The organism is Laspinema palackyanum D2c, assembly GCF_025370875.1.
Taxonomy (GTDB): domain Bacteria; phylum Cyanobacteriota; class Cyanobacteriia; order Cyanobacteriales; family Laspinemataceae; genus Laspinema; species Laspinema palackyanum.
Window position 1 is genome coordinate 130615 of the sequence record NZ_JAMXFD010000001.1, and the last position, 21714, is coordinate 152328.

Here is a 21714-nt window from a genome sequence, read left to right on the forward strand (position 1 = left end):
GGCAATAGGCTTTTTTGCCTCTGGGGTATTTTGGGGTCAGGATGGGGCATTGGAGGCGATCGCCACTCCCGGGGACTCCCCTGGGGGTTGTTGTAATATTTCAGGGCATCAATCAGTTGGGGCAAAGGGTATGGAATCATTCTGTCGGAACTCACCCTTGCATAAATACTCTAAAATGTTCAGGGAATAGCAACAGGCTATTCTCTGATTACCGAGGGTTCTGGAGCCAGTTTACCCAACCGGGACTGCACTTACCCTCATAAAGACAAAGCCGGTTGGAGGGGACAACTTCGGAGGCAGCCCGGTTAACCCCCTGATTTTCCCTCCGTTAGTTATGTTATTGTTAACGTTGACAATTTCGACAAATGCAAGTACGCGAGACGGGGACTGATTGTGGAAAAAATTAAACTAGCGATCGTAGGTGTTGGTAACTGTGCTAGCTCCTTGGTGCAGGGAATTTACTTTTATAAAGATAAGACTTCTGAAGAAGCGATCGGGTTAATGCACTGGGAGATTGGCGGGTATAAACCGAACGATATCGATGTAGTCGCGGCTTTTGATATCGACCGCCGAAAAGTCGGCCAAGATGTCTCTAAAGCTATCTTTGCTGAACCGAATTGTACGACGGTTTTCTGCGAAGACATTCCCGAAATTGGCACGAAAGTCAGTATGGGAAGAATCTTAGATGGGGTCTCGGAACATTTGGTCAATTATGCAGATAAATATACCTTCATCCCCAGCGATACCCCAGAACCAACCCGAGATGATGTCATTGCTATTTTAAAAGAATCCGGCGCTCAGGTCCTCGTGAATTATCTCCCGGTGGGGTCGGAAGAAGCGACGAGTTTTTATGCAGAATGCTGCTTAGAAGCGGGAGTTGCATTTGTCAATTGCATTCCGGTCTTTATTGCCAGCAATCAGTTATGGGCCGATAAATTTGAATCCCGCAATATTCCCATCGTCGGCGATGACATTAAATCCCAGCTTGGGGCGACGATTGTTCACCGGATGATTACTGACCTGGCTAAAAAAAGAGGGGTCAAAATAGAACGGACTTATCAACTCAATACCGCAGGAAATACGGATTTCTTGAATATGTTAAATCGCACCCGCTTAAAGTCTAAAAAAGAATCGAAGACGGAAGCGGTTCAGTCGGTCTGTGAAACTAGATTGGAGGATGAAAATATTCATGTGGGGCCGAGTGATTACGTCCCCTGGCAAAAAGATAATAAAGTCTGTTTTATTCGAGTGGAAGGCAAACTCTTTGGAGATGTGCCGATGAATATTGAAATGCGCCTGTCCGTGGAGGATTCGCCGAACTCCGCAGGGGTGGCGATCGATGCGATTCGTTGCTGCAAATTGGCCCTCGATCGCGGAAAAGGTGGCGTCCTCTTTTCTCCCTCTTCCTATTTCATGAAGCATCCGCCTAAGCAATATCCCGATGGTGATGCCTACCGGATGACCGAGGAATTTATCAACGGATTTAGAGAGTATTAATCAACTCCCCATCGCCTCATTCTTGACGAGTGAGGCGATAATTTTTTGAAAAACCAGCCAGTTTCAAGCTCAATTCTTGCCATCCCTGTCTCCCTAAATCTTGCCTAAATTGTCGAATGTTTGATGTTTGTGTTATCGGCCATGTCACCCAGGACCGGATTAGAATTGATGGGAAAGTTGTCCAAGAAATGGCTGGTGGGACGGCAATTTATACCGCCAGTGCCTTAAAAACTTTGGGGTTAAATGTGGCCGTATTAACCAAAACCTCTGGTGCAGACCGGATTTATCTGTTAGAAGAATTAAAAAATCGGGGCATTGCTGTTTTTTGGAGCGAAAGCCCCGAAACCACCCAGTTTGAAAATAGTTATCAGCGCGATCGCCTGGATAGTCGTCAACAAAAAGTCCAGGGGGTTGCTTCCCCCTTCACTCCCCCAGACTTAGGCCAAATTCAATCCCGGATCTTTCATCTAGGCGCACTCACCAATCAGGAGATGTCCCTGGAATTTCTGCAAGCGGTTTTCGCAACCAAAGCCTTAATTTCTTTAGATGGACAAGGATTTTTACGGCAAGTCATTCATCAAACAGTCCAGGCAAAAGATTGGGCGGAAAAACTACCTGGACTGGCTGGAGTAGATATTTTAAAAGTGGATATCCAAGAGGCACAACTGCTATCGGGAAAAACCGCCATCGAACCGGCGGCGATCGCCCTGCATCAGTGGGGAGTTCGAGAAGTCTTAATCACCGCAGGAAGTCAAGGTTCTTGGGTTTATCAATCCGGGACTCTGAAGCAAATTCCGGCCTTTCCACCTACTACCTCCGTCGATCCAACCGGCTGCGGAGATACCTACATCGCCGGTTATTTATATTCTCGATTAACCGGAGAACCCTGTCATCTTGCTGCCAGATTTGCCGCCCAAGTTGCCACCCGCAAACTCGAAAATTTCGGTCCCCTCCGGGAGTGGCAAACGGGCGAATCAATGCCGAGTTAAAAATCGGGGGGGAATTAACAAACCGACAGATCCCCAGATCTATCGGTTGCGTCAAATCTTACGAAACCCCCATTTTCGATGAATCCTCCCCTGGATGGGTGACCCGATAAACATGAATAATCCGCTGTAAACTGGTCAATAAACTGGCGATCGCTAGGACCGACAACGCCACAGGCAACTGATCCACAATTAACCCCACCGCCATCACAATCACCCGAGGCAGTCGGGGAAACCACCCCACCTTGCACTCAATCTTCAATCCTTCCGCCCTTGCACGGGTATAACTAACCATCTGTGACCCCAGCAGGGCCAACAAACAAATCGGAATCGAGGGATATTCTTGACGGTGGATCAATAAAATTGTGATGCCAATCAAGATGGCCCCTTCGGAAAATCGGTCTAAGACCGAATCAAAAAACGCCCCAAACGCATTCTGTTGATTGAGTAACCGGGCCACGGCCCCATCGATCGCATCTAGGGGCATTGCGATCAATCCCATTAACAATCCCCCCCACAACGGTTGATCATTGGCAATCACCCCTGCCGCCAAAATATTCAACAACAAGCTCAATAATGTAATCGTATTGGCAGAAATGCCCAGTTTTGCCATCCCCTTGGCAATGGGTTCAACGATAAATTTAGTGCGATCGCGCGCCCAAGTCTCCACAACTGCTAACCCTTTAGACTGAATTTTGATTTAGCTATGGTAACCTTCCCAACCAAATTCCGGCGAAAACGGGGACGGATAAAGCACACAGCATGAAATCCCCCCAGTTCGTAGTAACGCCTTCAGGCGTTCTCTTCGTTCGTAGTAACGACTTCAGTCGTTCTCCGGTGTTCGTAGTAACGCCTTCAGGCGTTCTCTTCGTTCGTAGTAACGACTTCAGTCGTTCTCCGGTGTTCGTAGTAGCAACAACTAACGGGGGTTTAAACCCTAACAGCAACAACCGGCGGGGGATAAATCCCCCGCCTAACAGCTAAAGTCGGTTAAAACCGACTGAAAGTCTTATGGGAGGGTGTTTTTAGAAACCGGCTGAAAGTCTTACGGGGTAGTGTTTTTAGTCGGTTTTAACCGACTTTAGCTGTTAGACGGGGGTTTAAACCCCCGTCGGTTGTTGCCTTCAGTCGTTATCCCCACCCCCCCTCCAATCAAAACCGATCGCGTTTACCCTAGATAGTTGACTCAACCCTCAAACCGGATCATGACTCAGACGAATCCGATTGTTTCTGCCGAATGGCTATTCCAACACCTGGACGATCCGCAAATTGCGATCGCCGATTGTCGCTTTTCCCTTGCCGATCCTGAACTGGGACAACACCAGTACCTCCATCACCATATTCCCGGTGCTCACTATCTGCACCTGAATCGCGATTTATCTTCCCCAGTCCAACGACATGGGGGACGACATCCCCTCCCCGATGCCGAACTATTCGCCCAAAAATTAGGGGCAATCGGGGTCACCTCTCCAGAAGTCTTACTCGTGGTTTATGACGACTCCCGATTTGCCTTTGCCTCCCGACTCTGGTGGTTAATGCGCTATCTGGGACACGATCGCGTTGCCATTTTAGATGGCGGATTTAAAGGGTGGCAATCTGCCGGATATCCCGTCACCGATGCGATTCCTCGGTCCAATTTGGGGACCTTTTCTCCTCAAATCCGCCCCGATCGCCTCGTGGATATCGAGACCGTCAAAACCCGGTCCCCCTTGCCCGAAGTCGCCCTCATCGACTCCCGAGAACGCGATCGCTATCTCGGCAACCATGAACCCATCGACCCGATCGCCGGGCACATTCCCGGTGCACTCAACTATCCCTGGCAAGAAGTCACCGACGAGAACGCCCAAGTCAGACCCCACAGCGACCAAGTACAACGCTGGGCTGATATTGCCGGGTCCGAGGAAATTATCGTCTATTGCGGGTCCGGGGTTACTGCCTGCGTGAATCTCCTCTCCCTGGAAATGGCAGGAATCCCCAACGCCAAACTCTACGCCGGAAGTTGGAGTGATTGGTGTTCCTATCAGGTGGAAGACTCATCCCCTAACCCGTGAACCTCCCCTGCCTCTGGTTTCTTGCACCAGTCCATGTCAAAATCAAGCTAAATTAGCCTCAAAACTGAACCGAATTATGACCATGATTCCTGCTTTAGACCGTGCCTTTCAACAAGGACGTGCCTTAAAAATTATCACCGGATTGACCAACTTTGACGCCGAGAAGGTTGCTACCGTGGTTCGGGCCGCCGATCGCGGGGGTGCGACTTTCCTCGATATTGCTGCGGATCCGGCTTTAGTCAAATTAGCCAAACAGTTGACCGATTTACCCATTTGTGTGTCTGCCGTTGAACCAGAAAAATTTGTCGCCTGTGTAGAAGGCGGTGCAGATTTAATCGAAATTGGTAACTTTGATGCCTTCTATGCAATGGGACGGCGCTTTGAAGCCGCTGAAGTGCTGCAACTGACTCGGGAAACCCGCGCCTTACTGCCGAATATCGTGCTGTCTGTCACCGTTCCCCATATTTTGGAATTGGATCAGCAAGTGGATCTAGCTGAGGAATTGGTGAAAGCTGGTGCAGATATTATCCAAACCGAAGGCGGCACCAGCAGCAATCCCGTCCACGCGGGTATCTTAGGGGCGATCGAAAAAGCAGCACCCACCTTGGCTGCTGCCTCCGCCATTTCCCGGGCAGTTTCTGTGCCGGTTCTGTGCGCCTCGGGGATTTCCACGATCACGGCACCGATGGCGATCGCTGCTGGGGCCGCTGGGGTAGGCGTCGGTTCAGCAATTAACCGTCTGGATAATGAACTCGCGGCGATCGCTGGGGTCAAGAGTTTAGTAGAAGCCTTATCCACCGTTAGCCGTTCCACCATCCACGCCTAATTCTCCATTGAGTTGGGTGAGTTGCCATAACTTTTGAAGAAACGACTGAAGTCGTTACTACAAACTTATGATAACGACTAAAGTCGTTTCTTCAGTTCGTAGTAACGACTTCAGTCGTTATCCCCATCAAAGCTAAAAAATCGCCACTACAGTTCATTTGGGTTACAACTGAGTTAAAACAACAGGTTGATCGGCTTGAAATGTCCAACACTTTTTTACATTTACACTCCGTTCGATGCTTACCCAGTCCTCTCCAGTCCATAAGCCGCAATTCATGAAACCCATTCTCTTGACCCGCCCTCGGTTCCAATCCTTGGGGAAATTTCGCCTTCGCACGGTTCTGGTGGTTCCGTTTATTATTCCTGTCTTGCTCTCCACTGGACTGGTGGGGTGGTTGTCCTTTCGCAGTGGACAGCAAACCGTCAATGAACTTGCCAGTCAACTGCGGGGGGAAATTGCCCTCCGAGTGCGAGAAGAGGTGCAGCGTTATTTAGATCGACCCCATGTGGTACATCATCTGAATGCCCAAGTGTTTCGTAAAAATGCACTTGACCGAGAGGACCCGGAAGTGCTGCTGGAGTATTTTTGGGAACAAAGTCGCGAGTTTTTGGACTTGGGGACGATCGCCTATGCCAATGAACGGGGGGAGTTTGTGGGGGTCAACCCCTTAGAGCATTATCTGGTGTTGTCCCATGAGCGAACTGGGCGGAGTTTACAGCGTTATGCTCCTGGGGAGGATGGGAAACTGGGGGAATTGCTTCGGGAACGTCCTAACTATGATTCCCGAACTCGCCGTTGGTATCAACAGGCGGTGACGGAGGGGAGGCCAATTTGGACTGGGATTGAACCCAGTGCGATCGGGCAACGGTTGGATATTTCTGCGGTGTATCCGGTTTATGACCGCGATCGCCAGTTTTTGGGAGTGCTCTTATGGGATGTCCCCGTCTCAGGAATTAACCAGTTTTTAGAAACCCTCAAGATTGGCAAAACGGGCGAGGCATTTATCCTCGAACGCAATGGTTTACTGGTTGCCACCTCGACGCGAACCGCTACTTTGATTCCGGGACGGGATGGGGAGGAACCTCAACGGCTGCCTGCCACCCAAAGTCAAAATCCGCGCTTAAATGCGGCCCTCAATGCCTTAATTGCTGAGTTTGGGTCTTTGGAGAATATTAAGCAATCCCAGGGGGTAGAATTTTTCCTCGAAGGTGGAAAGCACTTTCTGCAAGTGATGCCGTTTCGGGACGATCGCGGGATTGATTGGTTGATTTTAGTGGGGATACCGGAAGCGGATTTCATGGAGGAAATTCATGAGAATACTCAGCAGACGGTGGTGCTCTGTTTGTTAGCCCTGATGGTCTCGATTTCCTGTGGGGTGGCGATCGCTCAATGGATTTTACGGCCTATTCTGCGGGTGACGCGCTCCTCGGAACAAATCGCCACCGGCCAACTCGATCGCCATGTTTATGCCCGAGGAATTATTGAACTCGAAAAACTGGCGGATTCTTTTAACCAGATGGTTGATCAGCTTAAAGCCTCTTTTAGCGCTTTAGAACAGGCGAACCGTGACCTGACCCATCACGAACAAGAATTAGCCGCCTCCAAAGAACAGCTTGAGGCGGTTTTAAATGCAGTTCCCGGTTCGATTTCTTGGGTTAATACCAGTGGAACTTATCTCGGGGTGAACCGTTATCTAGCCGATAGCCTGAATTTAGACCCGGAAGACATGGTGGGTCGAAAAATTGGGTTCGCCCAAAATAGTCATGAATATGCTGAGTTTATGCAGCAGTTTCTCAACAGTTCAGACCTCTGTGCATCCCAGGAAATTTGCATTGTGGTTCAGGGTAAGCCCCGGTATTATTTAATGGTGGTGCAGAAATATCAGCAAGGAACAGCGACGGTATCTGTGGGAATTGATATTAGCGAATGGCGCTATGCTCAACAAGAGAGCGAGAAGCTCAAAGGGGAAAATATCCGCATGAGTGCTGAATTGGAAGTCACTCAACAACTGCAAAAATTGCTGTTACCCCAACCTGAAGAATTAACCGCAATTGAGGGGTTAGAAATTGCGGCTTTTATGGAAAGCGCGGAGGAAGTGGGGGGAGACTATTATGATGTACTCAATTATGATGGGGTGGGGACGATCGCCATTGGAGATGTCACTGGACATGGACTCGAAAGCGGGATCCTCATGGTCATGACCCAAACAGCGGTTCGCACCCTCAAAGAGAGTCGGGAAACCGACCCGGTAACGTTTTTAGACACCCTCAACCGCACGATTTATCACAACGTCCAGCGCATGAAGACCGATAAAAATCTCACTTTAGCTGTGTTAAACTATAGTCAGGGCCAAGTGAGTATCTGCGGACAACATGAGGAAATTCTGGTGGTCCGTGCGGATGGACAGATTGAGCGGGTCGATACAATGGATTTAGGCCTACCCATCGGGTTAGATGAAAACATTACTGACTTTATTGCTCAGATTTGTGTGGAACTCAACTCCGGAGATGGCATCGTGGTTTATACCGATGGGATTACTGAGGCTAAAAATAGAGACAACCAACGATATGGAGTGAATCAATTGTGTGACTTCATCACTCAGCATTGGCACCAATCTGTTGAGGAAATTAAACAGGCTGTGATCGCAGATGTCCGAGAGTACATTGAGGGCCAAAAAATGCTGGATGATATGACTTTGGTCGTCATTAAACAAAAATAGGTTAGAAAGGAGTTCAGACGGTCATGAGTGAAATATTTGGAGACTATCTTCCCGATTTACCTCCCGGGCATGATTATTTAGATCTGGGATTTTCCGCTAACTCTCGCCCCATTAAAAACCGCTGGCGAAATAATTTACTTTCGGCTTATTTTGTTGCGGATTATCTGGCTACCTTTTTGCCCATTGATGAAGATGACCCTGCGGCTAAACGGCGTCAACAAGACTACAAGGCTTCCGTGAGCTATGTGGCCAATGAACTGTTAGAAAATACGATGAAATTTCATAGTCCCTCGGATGAATATCCGGTGAGATTTGGGATTCATTTCATCGATGGTCCGGAAAAAATAATTGTTTTAATGTCCAGAAATACGGTGACCCGTGAAGCAGGCGATCGCTTTAAAGCCTTTATTGAAGAACTGCTCTCCTCGGACCCGCAAGAGCTATATCTGAAACATCTGGAACAAAATTCCCTAGACGAAAATAGTCAGGATTCTGGCCTGGGGTTTCTGACCATGATTATTGACTACTCTGCAAAATTAGGCTGGAAATTTGACCCAATTCCCGACCATCCCCGACTCTTTCTAGCGACCACCCTGGTTCAATTGGTGTTATAACCTTATGGTTTGGATTTTAACCGTAATGAGTCCAGTTCAGGTAAACTTTAACCAGAGCACCTGCTCCGGAGGCAATAGAAGATGAATTTTCAAGAAATCAAAGGTGAAGACTACAGTGTACAGTACATTCCGGAATCCGTAACGGTTAAACTTCAAGGAGAACTCAGTCTCACAGGGTCAGCAGATTATGCTCCGATCTCCCGGTTATTGAATGACATTGCTGAGCTCAATCCCCCCACGATCACCCTAGACCTTACCAAACTGGAGTTTCTGAATAGTTCGGGGATTAGTATGCTCTCTAAGTTTGTCATTTCTATGCGAAAAAAGACTCAGATTAAACTGGCAGTGGTCGGTTCTGATGAAATTGCGTGGCAACGAAAGTCGCTGCAAAACTTACTGAAACTTTGTCCTAACTTACAGTTAACCCTAGAATAATCCCGATTGTAAAAAAAATACCCTCAGCCTTGATGTCGAACAATTCAGAGAACAAAACCCGCTGAAGTGGGTTTTGTTCTCTGAATGGGTGAAATGATTCAGATGCACCCGACTGGATGGAAACTCACTGTCTTATTTGGTTTTCGCTTCTAAATGTTCCAAGCGACTGCGGAGTTCCTGGTTTTCTTTCTTAATCTGGTCAAGTTCTTGGCGTAATTGCTTCACCGCTTTATCGGAACCGATATTTTTCTCAACCTTAGAAACAGCTTCTTCGGCAACGCGACGAACTCGGCCATCGGGAGTGGAATTCGCTAAACTTTGTAGAATGGCGATCGCTTTGGGTGTTTCCATTTGTCCCAAGGCGGAGGCAACCGCAACTTGCGTCAGGAAAAAAGTTTCCGCAGATAAGTCGGAAAGACGGTCCAAAATTCGCTCTAAATTCCCCGGAGTTTGACCTGTCGAAATGCCACCCAGGGCACGAATTGCCGCTAATCGCAGGGGTTGGGGTACACCATTGGCGGTATAATCCAGAATGATATTGAGAGCATCTTCTGAGGTTTTGAGCTTGCTTAAGCCAGAAATTGCCCCACTGCGTACCACTTCATTCCATCCGGCGCGTTCCTGCAACACTTTTTGCAAACGGGCGATCGCATCCCCTTCATCCAGAGGTTCGTTCCGTTTTCCGGCACAGATTGAGGCAACTGCTCTTGCTGCTGCCGCTTCTACATTATAACTCGCATCTCCCTGTTCCAAGACTTGGGCGATCGCCTGATAGCTTTCCGGGGTTTTATGCTGTGCTAATGTCTCCACCACCGCATATCGCACCCGCGCATCTTCATCCGCTAACCCGACGATTAATTCGTCAAAAGCTTGGTCCAATTTAATCTTACCCAGTTGTTTCGCAACCTCTAAGCGCACCCCCCAAAACCGTTCGGTTTTTAAGGCAGAACCAAGGGCTTTAACCGCTTCTAATCCGCCTTTTTTCGCTAAGGCAATCGCCGCATAAATTCGCGATACCGGGTCAGGGTCATATTGTAACTGCGCTTTCAATTCAGCGACTGGATACTCTAAATGCACCGTTTTGAGGGTGGCATTTCCCACATCAAAGCTAATATAACTCGGCTTTTCCCCAACGGCAAAGTAGAAACTCTGTTCCCGCTGATTCACGCGCACCGTAAAGGTTTTCAGGGGTTCGCCATTCTTGTACCCAAATCCAATGGGAATTTTGAGGTCAAATAACTCCTTCTCATTCCCTTTTTCCCCGGTGGTTTTGACATGACTTTGGGTGACAGTCACTTTCGCCAGTTTGCTGTCTCCATCCCAGTTGTAAGAGACTTTGTAATCGGGATGACCCCCGCGATACACATATTGGTCAAACAAGAACATCAAATTTCGACCCGTGGCCTTTTCAATGGCCCGCAGCAAGTCCACGGTTTCTACGGTTTGATGAGCGTTATCATTGACAAAGGTATGAACGGCTTTAAAGAACAGTTCATCCCCTAACTCTGCCCGAATCATGTGATAAACACAAGCACCTTTTTCATACAAGTGGCGGTCATAAAGCTCGATCGCCTCCCGATAAACGTGAGTGACAATCGGTCGCCGATAGCGGGTTTTATCTTCATTCAAATAACTCCGCGCTTCATTCAGCAAATAATAGGCCGCATCTTCTGCCCCATATTCTTCATCAGTCCATAACATCTCGGAATAAGAAGCCATCCCTTCTTTAATCCAGGCATGGGACCAATGTTTAATTACCACTAAATCCCCAAACCACTGGTGGGCGAGTTCATGGGCAACTAAACTTTCCGTGCGTTGGTTATCCAGTTGGGCGCGTTCATCCAACAAACAGCGATCGGTCAGTAGGGTAGTTGAAGTATTTTCCATGCCCCCGAAGATAAAATCTTCGACGCACACTTGGGCATATTTAGGATAAGGATAAGCATAGCCAAATGCCTGACTAAAATATTCCATCATGCGCGGGGTTTTACCCATGCTGCGACGGGCATCTTCTTCCCGACCTTTGGCTACATAGTAAACCACAGGTTTGCCGTTCCATTCATCACAAATTTCGGCAAAATCTCCCACCGCTAAGGTCATTAAATAGGTGGGATGAACTTGTTTTTGGAACCAATGATAAATTTTATCGCCGCCTTCTTCTTCCGTAGAAATCAGTTCCCCATTAGAAATGGCGAGGTAGGGTTTGGGAACCCGAACGCGAATTTCTGAGGTGGCGAGTTGTCCGGGGTAGTCAAAGCAGGGAAACCAGAAGCGGGAATCTTCATCTTCCCCTTGGGTCCAAACTTGGACGGATTTCTGAGGATAATGGGCATCTGGGGCGATAAAATAGATGCCACGTTGGGGCTGTTCGACCCCGTAGGTGACTACGAGGGTGAGGGGATGTTCTGCTTGAGTGGGTTGGGTGAGGTGAATGTCTAACCGTTCCCCATCATAATCAAAGGGTTGGGGGGTATCGCTGACGGTGACTTCCTGAATATTCAGGTTGACGGCATCTAACGTCAGGCGATCGATGCCGGTTCTCACGGGCATGAGTCGAATGCTACAAGTCCCTTGATAGCTTTGATTCGCCAAGTCAAGGGCCAAATCTAAGCAGATATGTTCGACTTGTCCGGGGCGATCGGGATTGTAATGGGGTTTGGCCCCCGGGAGTTCAAAGGTTTTATGACCGTTGTTTTCTGTATCAAAATAAGAGTATTGGTTTGACATGGTGATGAATCTATCTTTAAGACTGAATTTGCTGCAATTGAGCTAATGAACGCTATCTTATACAGGGTAACGTTTTGCGGTGATAATCACCACCCTGGATAGATGGCAGCAGGGGTAAGCTAGGTATGGAGGCGACTCGGTGGCGGTGGGTTGTAGATTCAGGTTAGGGGGTTAAGAATTGGGAATGAGTGATGGGGTCAGGGATTCAGAGTTTAACGATAACACAGACTGGGTGTTGGGCATTGATGGGGGAGGGACCAAGACGGTTTGCTTGGTTATGGATGAAACTGGGTCGATCGCCGGACGGGGTGAGGCAGGGCCATCGAATTATCAAACCATTGGGTTGGCGGCAGCAGGGGAGTCCATCTCACAGGCGATCGCCTTGGCGGTGAAGGAACTCCCAGGGGTGGCGATCGCAGGAATTGGCGTGGGTTTGGCCGGGGTGGGACGTCCGGCGGATGTCCAGGTGGTGCAAGGTTTGGTGGCGGGGTTGTACCCGGAGAGTCCCCTGCCGATTCGCTGGAAACTCGGTTCTGATGGGGTGGTGGTGACTCATGACTGCGCGATCGCCTTGGTGGGAGGGACGGGATCCGCCTCTGGGGTGGCGATCGTTGCCGGTACGGGTTCGATCGCCTATGGTTGCAATTCCCAGGGAGAAAGCAAACGCGCAGGCGGTTGGGGATATCGATTTGGAGATGAAGGCAGCGGGTATCAAATTGCGATCGCGGGGTTAAAGGCAGCGGCGCGATCGCAGGATGGGCGAGGACCCAAAACCGTCCTCACGGATGCTTTCCTAGATTATCTCAACCTGAATCAGTTAGAAGACTTAATCGAAGTCATCTATCGCCGGGGATGGGGGGTGACGGAAATTGCTGCATTGTCTCCCTTGGTCGATCGCGCTGCTGCTGCTGGAGATGCGATCGCCATCCAGATTCTGGAGGATGCTGCTGCTGAGTTGGTCCTGATGACTCAAACCGTTGCCTCGGCCCTTTTTACCCCGGAACAGGCATTTGAGGTGGTCACCATTGGCGGAGTCTGGCGCAGTGTCTGCCATTTGGGCGATCGGTTGGGTGAGTCCCTTCGCACCCAATTTCCGGCAGTTCAAGTCATTTCCCCTCGCCATGAACCCGCCTATGGTGCCGGTTTATTGGCCCTGGAACGACTCGGGAAGAGGGTACTGTCCCCCTGATAAGGGGATGTTTTTCATAGCGTCTCTGGCGGACCATTTGTCATAACAAAAGCGGGCAAGATGCAAAGCCTATGACATAGCTTATCCGGAATCGGGCTTTTAAAGGTCTATCAAAACACTGCCAACGGGAGTTGGATTTAAAATAACACTTAAAAATACGTTTCCCAATCTGGATTGGGTTTAACATGAACCTAGAACGAGATTCTAAAGCGGTGTATCGACAGATTCGGAATTATCTCGTGGGTCGCTTCCTCGGTGCAACTCGGGATGAAACCTTACTGCAAGAAACAATAAAATGCTTATTTTGCAAGCTGTATTTTCAGCAAAATCCGTCCTTATTTGACCCGATTCATGACAGAACAAATGTAGAGGCGATCGCCCGTCGATATCATAAGTCTTTTGCCCAACTGCGTCTACTTTTGCCGACCCTGTTTCCCCCTGAGCAACCTTTGCTTCTCGACCCTCATAGTCTGGCTCAAATTGATATCCTGCTGAATACTGCTAACTTGGAAACCCCCCTTCATGACCCCTTTGGAGACATCTATGAAGTGTTTATGGGGTCACAGATTCGCGGACAGGAAGGGCAGTTTTTTACGCCAATGAATGCGATCGCCTTATTGGTGGCTTTAGTCAATCCTCGTCCTGGAGAAACCCTCATTGATCCAGCTTGTGGGGCGGGTGGATTTTTAAGTGTGGCGGCTCGCCATTTAAAAACAGCCGGTGCCTCTGTTCCACAAATCCTCTCTACAGTTTTTGGACTAGATAAAGACCAGTATCTCGCCGGATTAGCGGCAACTCGTTTATCTCTGTTGACCCTCAAATCGGCTCAGGTCTTTTGTGCGGATTCCCTCGCTTGGGAACTGGAATCTCTCGCCCCCAATTTTGCCATAAATCCTGACAATAATTCATCCAATTCCCAGCCTTTGCCCTTCCCAACTCAGGTCGGTGAATTTGATATTGTCCTGACCAATCCTCCCTTTGGGAGTCGCATTGTTGCCGCATCTCCCCAGGTTCAGGCTACCTTTGAATTGGGATATCGATGGCGGTTAGAAAAAGATAGCCTATCTTTTAAAAAACTGCCCAAATTGCAACCTTCTGTACCCCCCCAGGTCTTATTTATGGAACGATGTTTATCCCTGGTTCGGCCCGGAGGTCGGATTGGCATGGTGGTTCCTGAAAGTCTAATTTCTAGCAAAACCTATCGGTATGTGGTGGATTATATCCAGTCAAAATCTGTGATTAAAGCCGTGATTGGAATGCCCGATGTGTTATTTAAAATCTCCGGAAAAGGCGGCACACATACCAAAACTTGTCTCCTTTTATTACAAAAAAAATTGGGGATAACAGCAGAGGATGAAAGCAACCCCTCTATTTTCATGGCGGAGGCTCAATGGTGCGGACGGGATAGCCGGGGACAACCGATTGACCGAGATGATTTACCGGAAATTGCCGCCCGCTACCGAGACTATGAAAAAGGAATTTTAAGGAAACCGAGTCAGTTAGGCTATTGGATGACTTGTGATCGCATTCAAAATGGCATTTTAGCCCCGCATTATTACAATCCCGCTGCTATTTCAGAATTAGCCAACCTCCAAAACAGTCATGACTTTATTTCTATGGGAGATTTGATATCCCAAGGGATGATAGAGGTCAGCAGTGGCGATGAAGTGGGAAAATTGGCCTATGGGACAGGAAATATTCCTTTTATCCGCACTTCAGATATTTCTAATTGGGAAATTAAAGCCGACCCTAAACATTCGGTGAGTGAAGAAATTTATCAATCCTTAGCTGCAAAACAGGACCTGCGCGAGGGAGATATTTTGATGGTGCGCGATGGCACTTATTTAATTGGAACTTGTGCGTTGATTACCGCTGATGATACGCACATCCTTTATCAAAGTCATTTCTATAAATTGCGCGTTCGGGAAACCTGTCCTTTCTGTTGTTATTTGTTGTTGGCGGCCCTAAGTTCAGTCCCGGTGCAAAAACAAATCTTGGCAAAGCGTTTAACCCAGGATATTATTGATTCTCTAGGGAATCGAATTCAGGAGTTGATTTTACCGATTCCCAAGGATCAAGGGCGTCGGGACAACATCGCGCAGATGGTTAAACAGACGATTCAACACCGAATAGAAGCTCGAAAATTGGCCCGCCAAGCTTGTTTAGAATTAATTGCAGGATGTAACCCAGACTTATGGCAGAAATGATGCCCTTGACGCCTCAACAGACCTCTGATGGGTCTTTTACGTTTTATTCCCCGGAATTTGGCGAGCTGTTTCATTCGTACCACGGGGCGCGCCAAGAGGCGCGGTGTAAATTTGTAGAACCCACGGAGTTAGCGGAGAAAGCCCAAAATCCCCAGGTGCGAGTGCTTGACTTGTGTTATGGATTGGGGTACAATACCGCATCAGCATTAGAGACGATTTGGTCAATTAATCCAGCTTGTTGGGTGGAGTGGGTCGGGTTGGAATTGGATGCCGCGATTCCCCAAGCCGCGATCGCCCAAGGGTTACTTCAAAGTTGGCGATCGCCCATTCCCAAACTTCTAGCTGCACTGGTTAGCGCAGAAGCAGAGGGCGAATCGACTATCCCGGGAGTCCATTGCTCGGTCCTAGAGTTGCAGGGTGAATCTAGGTGTGCCAGGACGGTGAGTACCCCCCAGTTCCAAGGGACTTTATGGCTGGGAGATGCCCGAAAAACCATTCAACAGGTGGTGAATCAAGGGTTTCAAGCCGATGCCATATTTTTAGACCCGTTTTCCCCTCCCCATTGTCCGCAACTGTGGACCGTTGAGTTTTTAGGGTGGGTGGCGCGCTGTTTGAGTCCGACGGGAAGATTGGCAACTTATTCTTGTTCGGCCTCGGTGAGAACGGCATTAATGGCGGCAGGCTTGAAAATTGGGGCCACTGCGCCGGTGGGCCGACGATCGCCCGGAACTGTGGCGAGTTTTTGCGATCGCGATTTACCCCCTCTTTCCCCCCAAGAACAGGAGCATCTACAGACTCGGGCGGCGATTCCCTATCGAGACCCCACCCTGTCGGATACCGCTGAGGAAATTCGCCAACGGCGTCAACAGGAGCAAGACTTATCCCCCTTAGAACCGACCTCTAATTGGAAAAAAAGATGGGCCAGCATTGCAGAAAAATAGTGAGGGATCAATCGCTTTACAGGGGCAGATAGTTAGGCGGGGAGGTAACCTAAACCCCGGTTAACCTGATCGGCCCGCTATAATCGAGAAGGCGATGAAGGTAAAATCTCATCGCGGTCAATGAGAAAAACTTTACATTTTTTAAAAAAGATGGCCGAGACCGGAAAAACTCCGGCATTCTTTATAAAGTCTCTGTAAAACAGCGGATTTTTTAAACAAACGCGGTCCAAATAATGTAAAGATAGTCAGAGATAGTACCAAAAGCGATTAATTTACTCAGTCGCTTGACGCAGAACTAGCTAATAGAAATACTCAGAGCAAGGTGTTTGTCTGTGAACTTCCTTGATGCAGAACAGTCCAAAATTCTCGTCGTAGACGATCATCCAGCCAGCCGGATGACGGCAGTGGCTCTTTTGTCCGTAGAAGGGTATGAAATTCTGGAAGCTGACAGTGGCCCTAGTGCCCTGGCTTGTGTGAAGGAAACCCAGCCCGATTTAATTCTGCTGGACGTCATGATGCCTGGAATGGATGGATTTGAGGTATGCCGCCATCTGAAACAAGATGAGCAAACCCGCCTGATTCCCATCATTTTCGTGACCGCACTCAATGATCGGCGATCGCGGATCCGGGGGATTGAAGCGGGAGGTGATGACTTCCTGACTAAACCCTTCGATCATCTAGAACTATCCGCCCGAGTGAAATCCCTTGTCCGCCAAAAACGGCTCAATGAGGACCTCGACCATGCGGAACAAGTCCTCTTTTCCATTGCCCGGACTGTGGAAAGTCGCGACCCCAATACCGGGGACCACTGCGAACGATTGGTCTCTCGTGGACAAGCGTTTGGCGAGTTTCTCCACCTTTCCCGCAATGAAATTCGCGATTTAATGTGGGGGGGATACCTCCATGACATCGGCAAAGTGGGGATTCCCGATGGGGTGTTACTCAAAACCGGGAAACTCACCGCCCAAGAGTGGGAAATCATGAAACAGCACGTGGTGATTGGGGAGAAAATTTGTCTACCCCTGCGAACCATGCGCGGCGTCCGTCCTCTGATTCGCCATCATCACGAACGATGGGATGGGACGGGATATCCCGATGGGTTGGTGGGGGATGAAATTCCCTACATTGCCCAAGTGTTTCAAGTGGTGGACATTTACGATGCCCTCACCAGCGAACGGCCCTATAAACAGGCGTTTACCTCAGAAAAAGCCCTGGAAATTATGGCTGAAGAAACGGCGAAGGGATGGCGTAACCCGCAACTGGTGGAACAATTTACGACTTTTATTCGGACGACGGAGATGGGAGAACCGGCAAGGGCAGTCAATCGCATTCACCTGATTGAATCAGAAGAACCCGCTGCGATCGCCGGAAGTTGGCGTCTTGCCAATGGCTAGGCCCCGGTTTTCCCCGGGGCGAGCGCCCTTAACTGTGGCGATCGGGATGTCATTGTGGATGTGTTTGCTTCAATAGAGCGGAAACCGCGCTATACTCCGTTGAGATTAACGGGCTCAAAGAAAATGGTAGCAGTAGCGATTTTAGCCGCTGGACGCGGGACACGCATGAAATCAGACCTTCCCAAGGTCTTACATCCTTTGGGGGGGCGATCGCTGGTTGAACGGGTACTCGATAGTCTCTCGGCAATTCAACCTTCCCGACGTTTAATTATCGTCGGCTATCGAGGGGAACTCGTCCAAAACGAACTGATTCAACGATTTGACACTTTAGAATTTGTCGAACAAACAGAGCAATTAGGAACGGGTCACGCCGTCCAACAGGTAATTCCCTATTTAAAAGACTTTACCGGGGATTTGTTGGTTTTAAATGGCGATGTCCCCCTCTTACGACCAGAAACCATTAAGCGGCTACTGGATACCCACAAAGAACAAGGGAATGCCGCCACCATTCTCACCGCGCAACTACCCGACCCCAAAGGGTATGGCCGGGTCTTTTGTGACAGCGAAAACCTGCTCAAGGAAATTATTGAGGACCGGGATTGTACCGCCGATCAAAAGCAGAATCGGCGCATTAATGCCGGTGTTTACTGTTTCCGTTGGCCGGACTTAGCCAAGGTTTTACCCCAATTAAAATCGGAGAACGATCAGGCAGAATATTATCTGACTGATGCGGTTAATTACTTAAATCCTGTGCGGATTTTAGATGTGGAGGATTACCAGGAAATTCTCGGCATCAACGATCGCAAGCAATTGTCAACGGCCTATCAAATTTTGCAAACTCGGGTCAAAGATGACTGGATGGCCGCTGGGGTCACTCTCATCGACCCGGATAGCATTACCATCGATGATACGGTGACCCTCGCCCCGGGTGCCATCATCGAACCCCAAACCCACCTGCGCGGACAAACCACCATCGGTTCCGGTTCTCGCATCGGTCCCGGGACACTGATTGAAAATAGTCAGATAGGGGATCAGGCAACGGTTTTATACTCGGTGATCACAGACAGTACCGTAGCTGCCGGAACCCGTGTCGGACCTTACGCTCACTTACGCGGTCAGGCCCAGGTGGGAGAAGGCTGCCGGATTGGTAACTTTGTAGAATTGAAAAATACAAAGTTAGGAAATCGCAGCAATGTATCTCACTTATCCTATTTAGGCGATACCACCACTGGCGATCGGGTGAACATCGGTGCCGGAACCATTACCGCCAATTACGACGGCGTAAACAAACATCCCACCCAAATCGGCAGTGGGACGAAAACGGGTTCTAATAGCGTCTTAGTTGCGCCAGTCAAACTCGGCGAAAACGTCACCATTGCCGCCGGTTCGACGATTACCGACGATGTGGAAGATGACAGTTTGGCGATCGCCCGCGCCAGACAAGTGGTCAAAAAAGGCTGGAAACTGAAGGCGAAAGAGTAGGAACTCCCTTCAGGGATAAGCGGCAGGGTTCAACCTGCCGCTATGAGGATTGGGGAGAATGCGTTAATGCTTTAGACTTAATCCTCCCTCCGAAAACCCCAGAACCCCCAACATCCTCAGAAACTCGATAAACTAGAAAAGGGCATCTTGTCTTTATTCTGGAGTCACATCATGATTTGGTTATTCTCCCTCTTCTTTGTTTTACTGTTAATTTCTGCTACCCCCTTACTCGGAACCTTGAAGGTTAGGTGGTCCTTTGAAATTATGGTGGGATTGTTCGCCTTTTTTGCCGTGGCAGGTTGGGGGCTGTTTTTGGGGTATTCTCTATTGTTTCAGTAACCCCCTAATAATCATAATCCCGCCAGAGAAACTCTGACGGGACTGATTCGTATAATTGGTTCTCTATAAAGTATCCAGACCTTCTGTCAATTTAGGATGACAGCTTACTCGGTCGGTCTGAAGTTCAGCACCCAACTTTCTTTTGATGCGCTTGAATCTATATATCTACTGTAGCGAACCTATCCGCTTCAGTGGTCTGTCTGAGGAGGGAACTGTCTCTCTGCCTTCTGTGAGAACTAGCGGAGTAGACTACTCTACTCATCGGTAGAGAGAGCTTCCTTGTGGAATTTTCCGCTCTCAGATTTCGATATATATGGGCGCACACACTCCCATTATTTTATTCTCTGTCAAGATGCTACGATTGTCAATACCTTGAACTGATATTTTTTGGGGAGAAAAGTTTCGGGTCCCCTCACCCAGAGTTAGAAACCGGGTTTCTTGCCCAAAATTCTGCTAACTTGCAACAATCTGGTTCAGAAACCCGGTTTCTGGTCCCATTGAACTCACCTAGGCGATGCCGACACCCATTTCTGGACTCATTTCCAAGGCATCGCCGATGCGATCGCCGGTGTGATAGGCAGCGAGAACCACCTCACAAGTTTTACCCCAGGCGATCGCGCCTGTAGCATCAATCCCGATCGCCCCGAAATCTCGTTTATTCCGTTCCGCTTCTGCAAACGATCGCTCAAAAGCATTCATCAACGATAATCCATCCGTCACACGCACCACAATTCGCGCCGCGAGACACTCATCGATAATATCTTCCCCAATTCCTGTGCAACTAATTCCCGCCTTGGGATTGGCGTAATTTCCCGCAGGCATTGCCGAATCGCTGACGCGCCCGATTCGCTCAAATCCTTTCCCTCCCGTGGAGGTTCCTGCAGCAATTTTACCCTCGCGATCGAGTACCACAACCCCAATCGTTCCCCGTCCCGAGGATTCTGCCACCACATTCGCCATACTGCGGGAAAAATTATCTTTGCGTTCCTCCATCCACTCCTGCAACCGCTTATCCGTGAGTGGATTATGAATCGGCAGTTGCAATTCGCGCAACAATTCTGCTGAACCGAAATCCGACAACACGCGATCGGGGGAATTCTGTAAAAATAGGGCTAAATCGATGGGATTTTTAACCCGAGAGACATTGATTGTTCCGCTAAAGCGTTGCAAAGTGCCATCCATTAATGCTGCACTCATCCGAATTTGTCCATCAGATTGCAACACCGAACCTGTCCCGGCATTAAAACGCGGTTCGTCTTCCAGGAGTTTGCATCCGCGCACCACCGCTTCCGTGGCAGAGGCCCCTTGCATTAAGATACCATACACTTCCTCTATAATGGTATGGAGCGCGCCGCGCACCGCTTCAAGTCCACCTTTGTCTTTAAGAGAGTTCCCCGCGCCACCGTGAATGATCAGCTTGGGTTGTACCGCACCCGTTGTCATGAATTCAGCCTCTGCCTTCGGTTAATATCCAATCTTTTATGGTAACCCAAAGAGTACCCTTTGCCAGCCACTAATGGGGGCATTTTGGGGAGATTCCCCAGTTTATTCTAGGGATTGAGCTTGGGAACGGCGACGGCGACAGCGTTCCGAGCAGTATTTCACCTCATCCCAACAATCCGCCCATTTTTTCCGCCAGGTAAAGGGACGTTGACAGACGGGGCAGATTTTTTCGGGAAAGTCAGCTTTTGCTCGGACTCGGCCCATAAAGGTTAATTCTTGCTGCGGTTTGGGTTGTATTATAAGCCATTTTCACCGGATGGGAAAGCCTGCTCAGGGTTAAGGCCGAGTTAGAGGGCGATCGCCTGAATTTTCAGTGATTTAATGTCTATAAAAATGGATTATTTCTCGCACCTACCCTAAGACAGATATTCGGTCGGATGCGGGGTATAAATTGAGTGAAATGTATTTTTTGATTCATCCTGACGGTAGAGGGTTTTTCTGGAAAATTTTGATTTAATTGAATCTATTGTAAAACTCAGTAAATTAGGAGAATTAATGATGGCTTACCAAACAAAAGAAGATTTACCCAACGATGTAAAAGAAAAACTACCTGAAGGCGCACAAAATATTTTCTTCACCGCTTATAATAGCGCTTCCTCCAATGGAATGAGCGATGGCGCAGCTACAGATGTGGCCTGGAATTCCCTGCGGAGTAGCTATGAGGAAGGAAGTGATGGCAAATGGCATCCACGTCCCCAAGTTGGTGCTCATCGCAGCCCCACGGGGACTATGCCCGGAGCCTAAAATCGGAATTTGGAGCGACTCAATTAGGGATGCGATCGCAATGATCGCAAATAGGTTTTC

Annotated in this window: 18 protein-coding genes; 14 read left to right on the forward strand and 4 right to left on the reverse strand. The window is 48.9% G+C overall.

Annotation, left to right across the window (positions count from 1 at the left end; genetic code table 11):
- Positions 1–393: 393 nt before the first annotated feature.
- Together NG795_RS00510 and NG795_RS00515 are read left to right on the forward strand one after the other, a co-directional pair.
- On the forward strand, positions 394–1497 hold the full coding sequence (locus NG795_RS00510; RefSeq protein ID WP_367286716.1) for an inositol-3-phosphate synthase: 1104 nt from the start codon (positions 394–396) through the stop codon (positions 1495–1497).
- Between the two features lie 116 nt (positions 1498–1613).
- Positions 1614–2486, forward strand: coding sequence for a PfkB family carbohydrate kinase (locus NG795_RS00515; RefSeq protein ID WP_367286717.1), 873 nt, complete (start codon positions 1614–1616; stop codon positions 2484–2486).
- Between the two features lie 58 nt (positions 2487–2544).
- On the opposite strand, the gene NG795_RS00520 is transcribed toward NG795_RS00515, so the two are convergent.
- Complete coding sequence (locus NG795_RS00520; protein WP_367286718.1) at positions 2545–3153, reverse strand: CDP-alcohol phosphatidyltransferase family protein; 609 nt, start codon at positions 3151–3153, stop codon at positions 2545–2547.
- 535 nt (positions 3154–3688) lie between these two features.
- On the opposite strand from NG795_RS00520, the gene NG795_RS00525 reads away from it, so the two are divergent.
- From NG795_RS00525 to NG795_RS00545, 5 genes are all read left to right on the forward strand, one after another.
- Positions 3689–4534, forward strand: coding sequence for a sulfurtransferase (locus tag NG795_RS00525; RefSeq protein ID WP_367286719.1), 846 nt, complete (start codon positions 3689–3691; stop codon positions 4532–4534).
- Positions 4535–4610: 76 nt separating this feature from the next.
- Positions 4611–5360, forward strand: a complete 750-nt coding sequence (locus NG795_RS00530; RefSeq protein WP_367286720.1) for a DUF561 domain-containing protein — start codon at positions 4611–4613, stop codon at positions 5358–5360.
- A 274-nt stretch (positions 5361–5634) separates the two neighbouring features.
- Positions 5635–8079, forward strand: a complete 2445-nt coding sequence (locus tag NG795_RS00535) for a SpoIIE family protein phosphatase (protein WP_367286721.1) — start codon at positions 5635–5637, stop codon at positions 8077–8079.
- 23 nt (positions 8080–8102) lie between these two features.
- The gene (locus NG795_RS00540; protein WP_367286722.1) at positions 8103–8693 is read left to right on the forward strand and encodes a slr1658 family protein; all 591 of its coding nucleotides are present in this window, start codon (positions 8103–8105) and stop codon (positions 8691–8693) included.
- An 81-nt stretch (positions 8694–8774) separates the two neighbouring features.
- The gene (locus NG795_RS00545) at positions 8775–9128 is read left to right on the forward strand and encodes a slr1659 superfamily regulator (protein WP_367286723.1); all 354 of its coding nucleotides are present in this window, start codon (positions 8775–8777) and stop codon (positions 9126–9128) included.
- 132 nt (positions 9129–9260) lie between these two features.
- Here the strand turns inward: NG795_RS00545 and NG795_RS00550 are convergent, their stop codons facing one another.
- Positions 9261–11855, reverse strand: coding sequence for a M1 family aminopeptidase (locus tag NG795_RS00550; RefSeq protein ID WP_367286724.1), 2595 nt, complete (start codon positions 11853–11855; stop codon positions 9261–9263).
- 184 nt (positions 11856–12039) lie between these two features.
- Between NG795_RS00550 and NG795_RS00555 the strand changes: the two genes are divergently transcribed.
- From NG795_RS00555 to NG795_RS00580, 6 genes are all read left to right on the forward strand, one after another.
- The gene (locus NG795_RS00555) at positions 12040–13044 is read left to right on the forward strand and encodes an N-acetylglucosamine kinase (RefSeq protein WP_367286725.1); all 1005 of its coding nucleotides are present in this window, start codon (positions 12040–12042) and stop codon (positions 13042–13044) included.
- 185 nt (positions 13045–13229) lie between these two features.
- The gene (locus NG795_RS00560) at positions 13230–15251 is read left to right on the forward strand and encodes an N-6 DNA methylase (RefSeq protein WP_367286726.1); all 2022 of its coding nucleotides are present in this window, start codon (positions 13230–13232) and stop codon (positions 15249–15251) included.
- The gene (locus NG795_RS00565; RefSeq protein WP_367286727.1) at positions 15239–16192 is read left to right on the forward strand and encodes a tRNA (5-methylaminomethyl-2-thiouridine)(34)-methyltransferase MnmD; all 954 of its coding nucleotides are present in this window, start codon (positions 15239–15241) and stop codon (positions 16190–16192) included. Before NG795_RS00560 ends, NG795_RS00565 begins: the two co-directional genes overlap by 13 nt.
- A gap of 332 nt (positions 16193–16524) precedes the next feature.
- Positions 16525–17586: a response regulator gene (locus NG795_RS00570; RefSeq protein ID WP_367286728.1), complete on the forward strand. Its 1062-nt coding sequence runs from the start codon at positions 16525–16527 to the stop codon at positions 17584–17586.
- A gap of 123 nt (positions 17587–17709) precedes the next feature.
- Positions 17710–19068 (forward strand): bifunctional UDP-N-acetylglucosamine diphosphorylase/glucosamine-1-phosphate N-acetyltransferase GlmU, encoded by a 1359-nt coding sequence (gene glmU / locus NG795_RS00575; protein WP_367286729.1) that lies wholly within the window; start codon positions 17710–17712, stop codon positions 19066–19068.
- Between the two features lie 147 nt (positions 19069–19215).
- Positions 19216–19407, forward strand: a complete 192-nt coding sequence (locus NG795_RS00580) for a hypothetical protein (RefSeq protein ID WP_367286730.1) — start codon at positions 19216–19218, stop codon at positions 19405–19407.
- Between the two features lie 507 nt (positions 19408–19914).
- Here NG795_RS00580 and NG795_RS00585 read toward each other — a convergent pair.
- Both NG795_RS00585 and NG795_RS00590 read right to left on the reverse strand, forming a co-directional pair.
- Positions 19915–20850, reverse strand: coding sequence for an isoaspartyl peptidase/L-asparaginase (locus NG795_RS00585; protein ID WP_367286731.1), 936 nt, complete (start codon positions 20848–20850; stop codon positions 19915–19917).
- A 102-nt stretch (positions 20851–20952) separates the two neighbouring features.
- Positions 20953–21114: a DUF2256 domain-containing protein gene (locus NG795_RS00590; RefSeq protein WP_207089695.1), complete on the reverse strand. Its 162-nt coding sequence runs from the start codon at positions 21112–21114 to the stop codon at positions 20953–20955.
- Positions 21115–21408: 294 nt separating this feature from the next.
- Between NG795_RS00590 and NG795_RS00595 the strand changes: the two genes are divergently transcribed.
- Positions 21409–21654, forward strand: a complete 246-nt coding sequence (locus tag NG795_RS00595) for a ChaB family protein (RefSeq protein ID WP_367286732.1) — start codon at positions 21409–21411, stop codon at positions 21652–21654.
- Positions 21655–21714: the final 60 nt, after the last annotated feature.

What these genes read in the sequence shown, in the direction of transcription:
- NG795_RS00515 (WP_367286717.1), top strand. Translation starts at nt 1,614, where the DNA reads ATGTTTGATGTTTGTGTTATCGGCCATGTCACCCAGGACCGGATTAGA.
- NG795_RS00525 (WP_367286719.1), top strand. Translation starts at nt 3,689, where the DNA reads ATGACTCAGACGAATCCGATTGTTTCTGCCGAATGGCTATTCCAACAC.
- NG795_RS00530 (WP_367286720.1), top strand. Translation starts at nt 4,611, where the DNA reads ATGACCATGATTCCTGCTTTAGACCGTGCCTTTCAACAAGGACGTGCC.
- NG795_RS00535 (WP_367286721.1), top strand. Translation starts at nt 5,635, where the DNA reads ATGAAACCCATTCTCTTGACCCGCCCTCGGTTCCAATCCTTGGGGAAA.
- NG795_RS00540 (WP_367286722.1), top strand. Translation starts at nt 8,103, where the DNA reads ATGAGTGAAATATTTGGAGACTATCTTCCCGATTTACCTCCCGGGCAT.
- NG795_RS00545 (WP_367286723.1), top strand. Translation starts at nt 8,775, where the DNA reads ATGAATTTTCAAGAAATCAAAGGTGAAGACTACAGTGTACAGTACATT.
- NG795_RS00550 (WP_367286724.1), bottom strand. Translation starts at nt 11,855, where the DNA reads ATGTCAAACCAATACTCTTATTTTGATACAGAAAACAACGGTCATAAA.
- NG795_RS00555 (WP_367286725.1), top strand. Translation starts at nt 12,040, where the DNA reads ATGAGTGATGGGGTCAGGGATTCAGAGTTTAACGATAACACAGACTGG.
- NG795_RS00560 (WP_367286726.1), top strand. Translation starts at nt 13,230, where the DNA reads ATGAACCTAGAACGAGATTCTAAAGCGGTGTATCGACAGATTCGGAAT.
- NG795_RS00565 (WP_367286727.1), top strand. Translation starts at nt 15,239, where the DNA reads ATGGCAGAAATGATGCCCTTGACGCCTCAACAGACCTCTGATGGGTCT.
- glmU (WP_367286729.1), top strand. Translation starts at nt 17,710, where the DNA reads ATGGTAGCAGTAGCGATTTTAGCCGCTGGACGCGGGACACGCATGAAA.
- NG795_RS00585 (WP_367286731.1), bottom strand. Translation starts at nt 20,850, where the DNA reads ATGACAACGGGTGCGGTACAACCCAAGCTGATCATTCACGGTGGCGCG.
- NG795_RS00590 (WP_207089695.1), bottom strand. Translation starts at nt 21,114, where the DNA reads ATGGGCCGAGTCCGAGCAAAAGCTGACTTTCCCGAAAAAATCTGCCCC.
- NG795_RS00595 (WP_367286732.1), top strand. Translation starts at nt 21,409, where the DNA reads ATGGCTTACCAAACAAAAGAAGATTTACCCAACGATGTAAAAGAAAAA.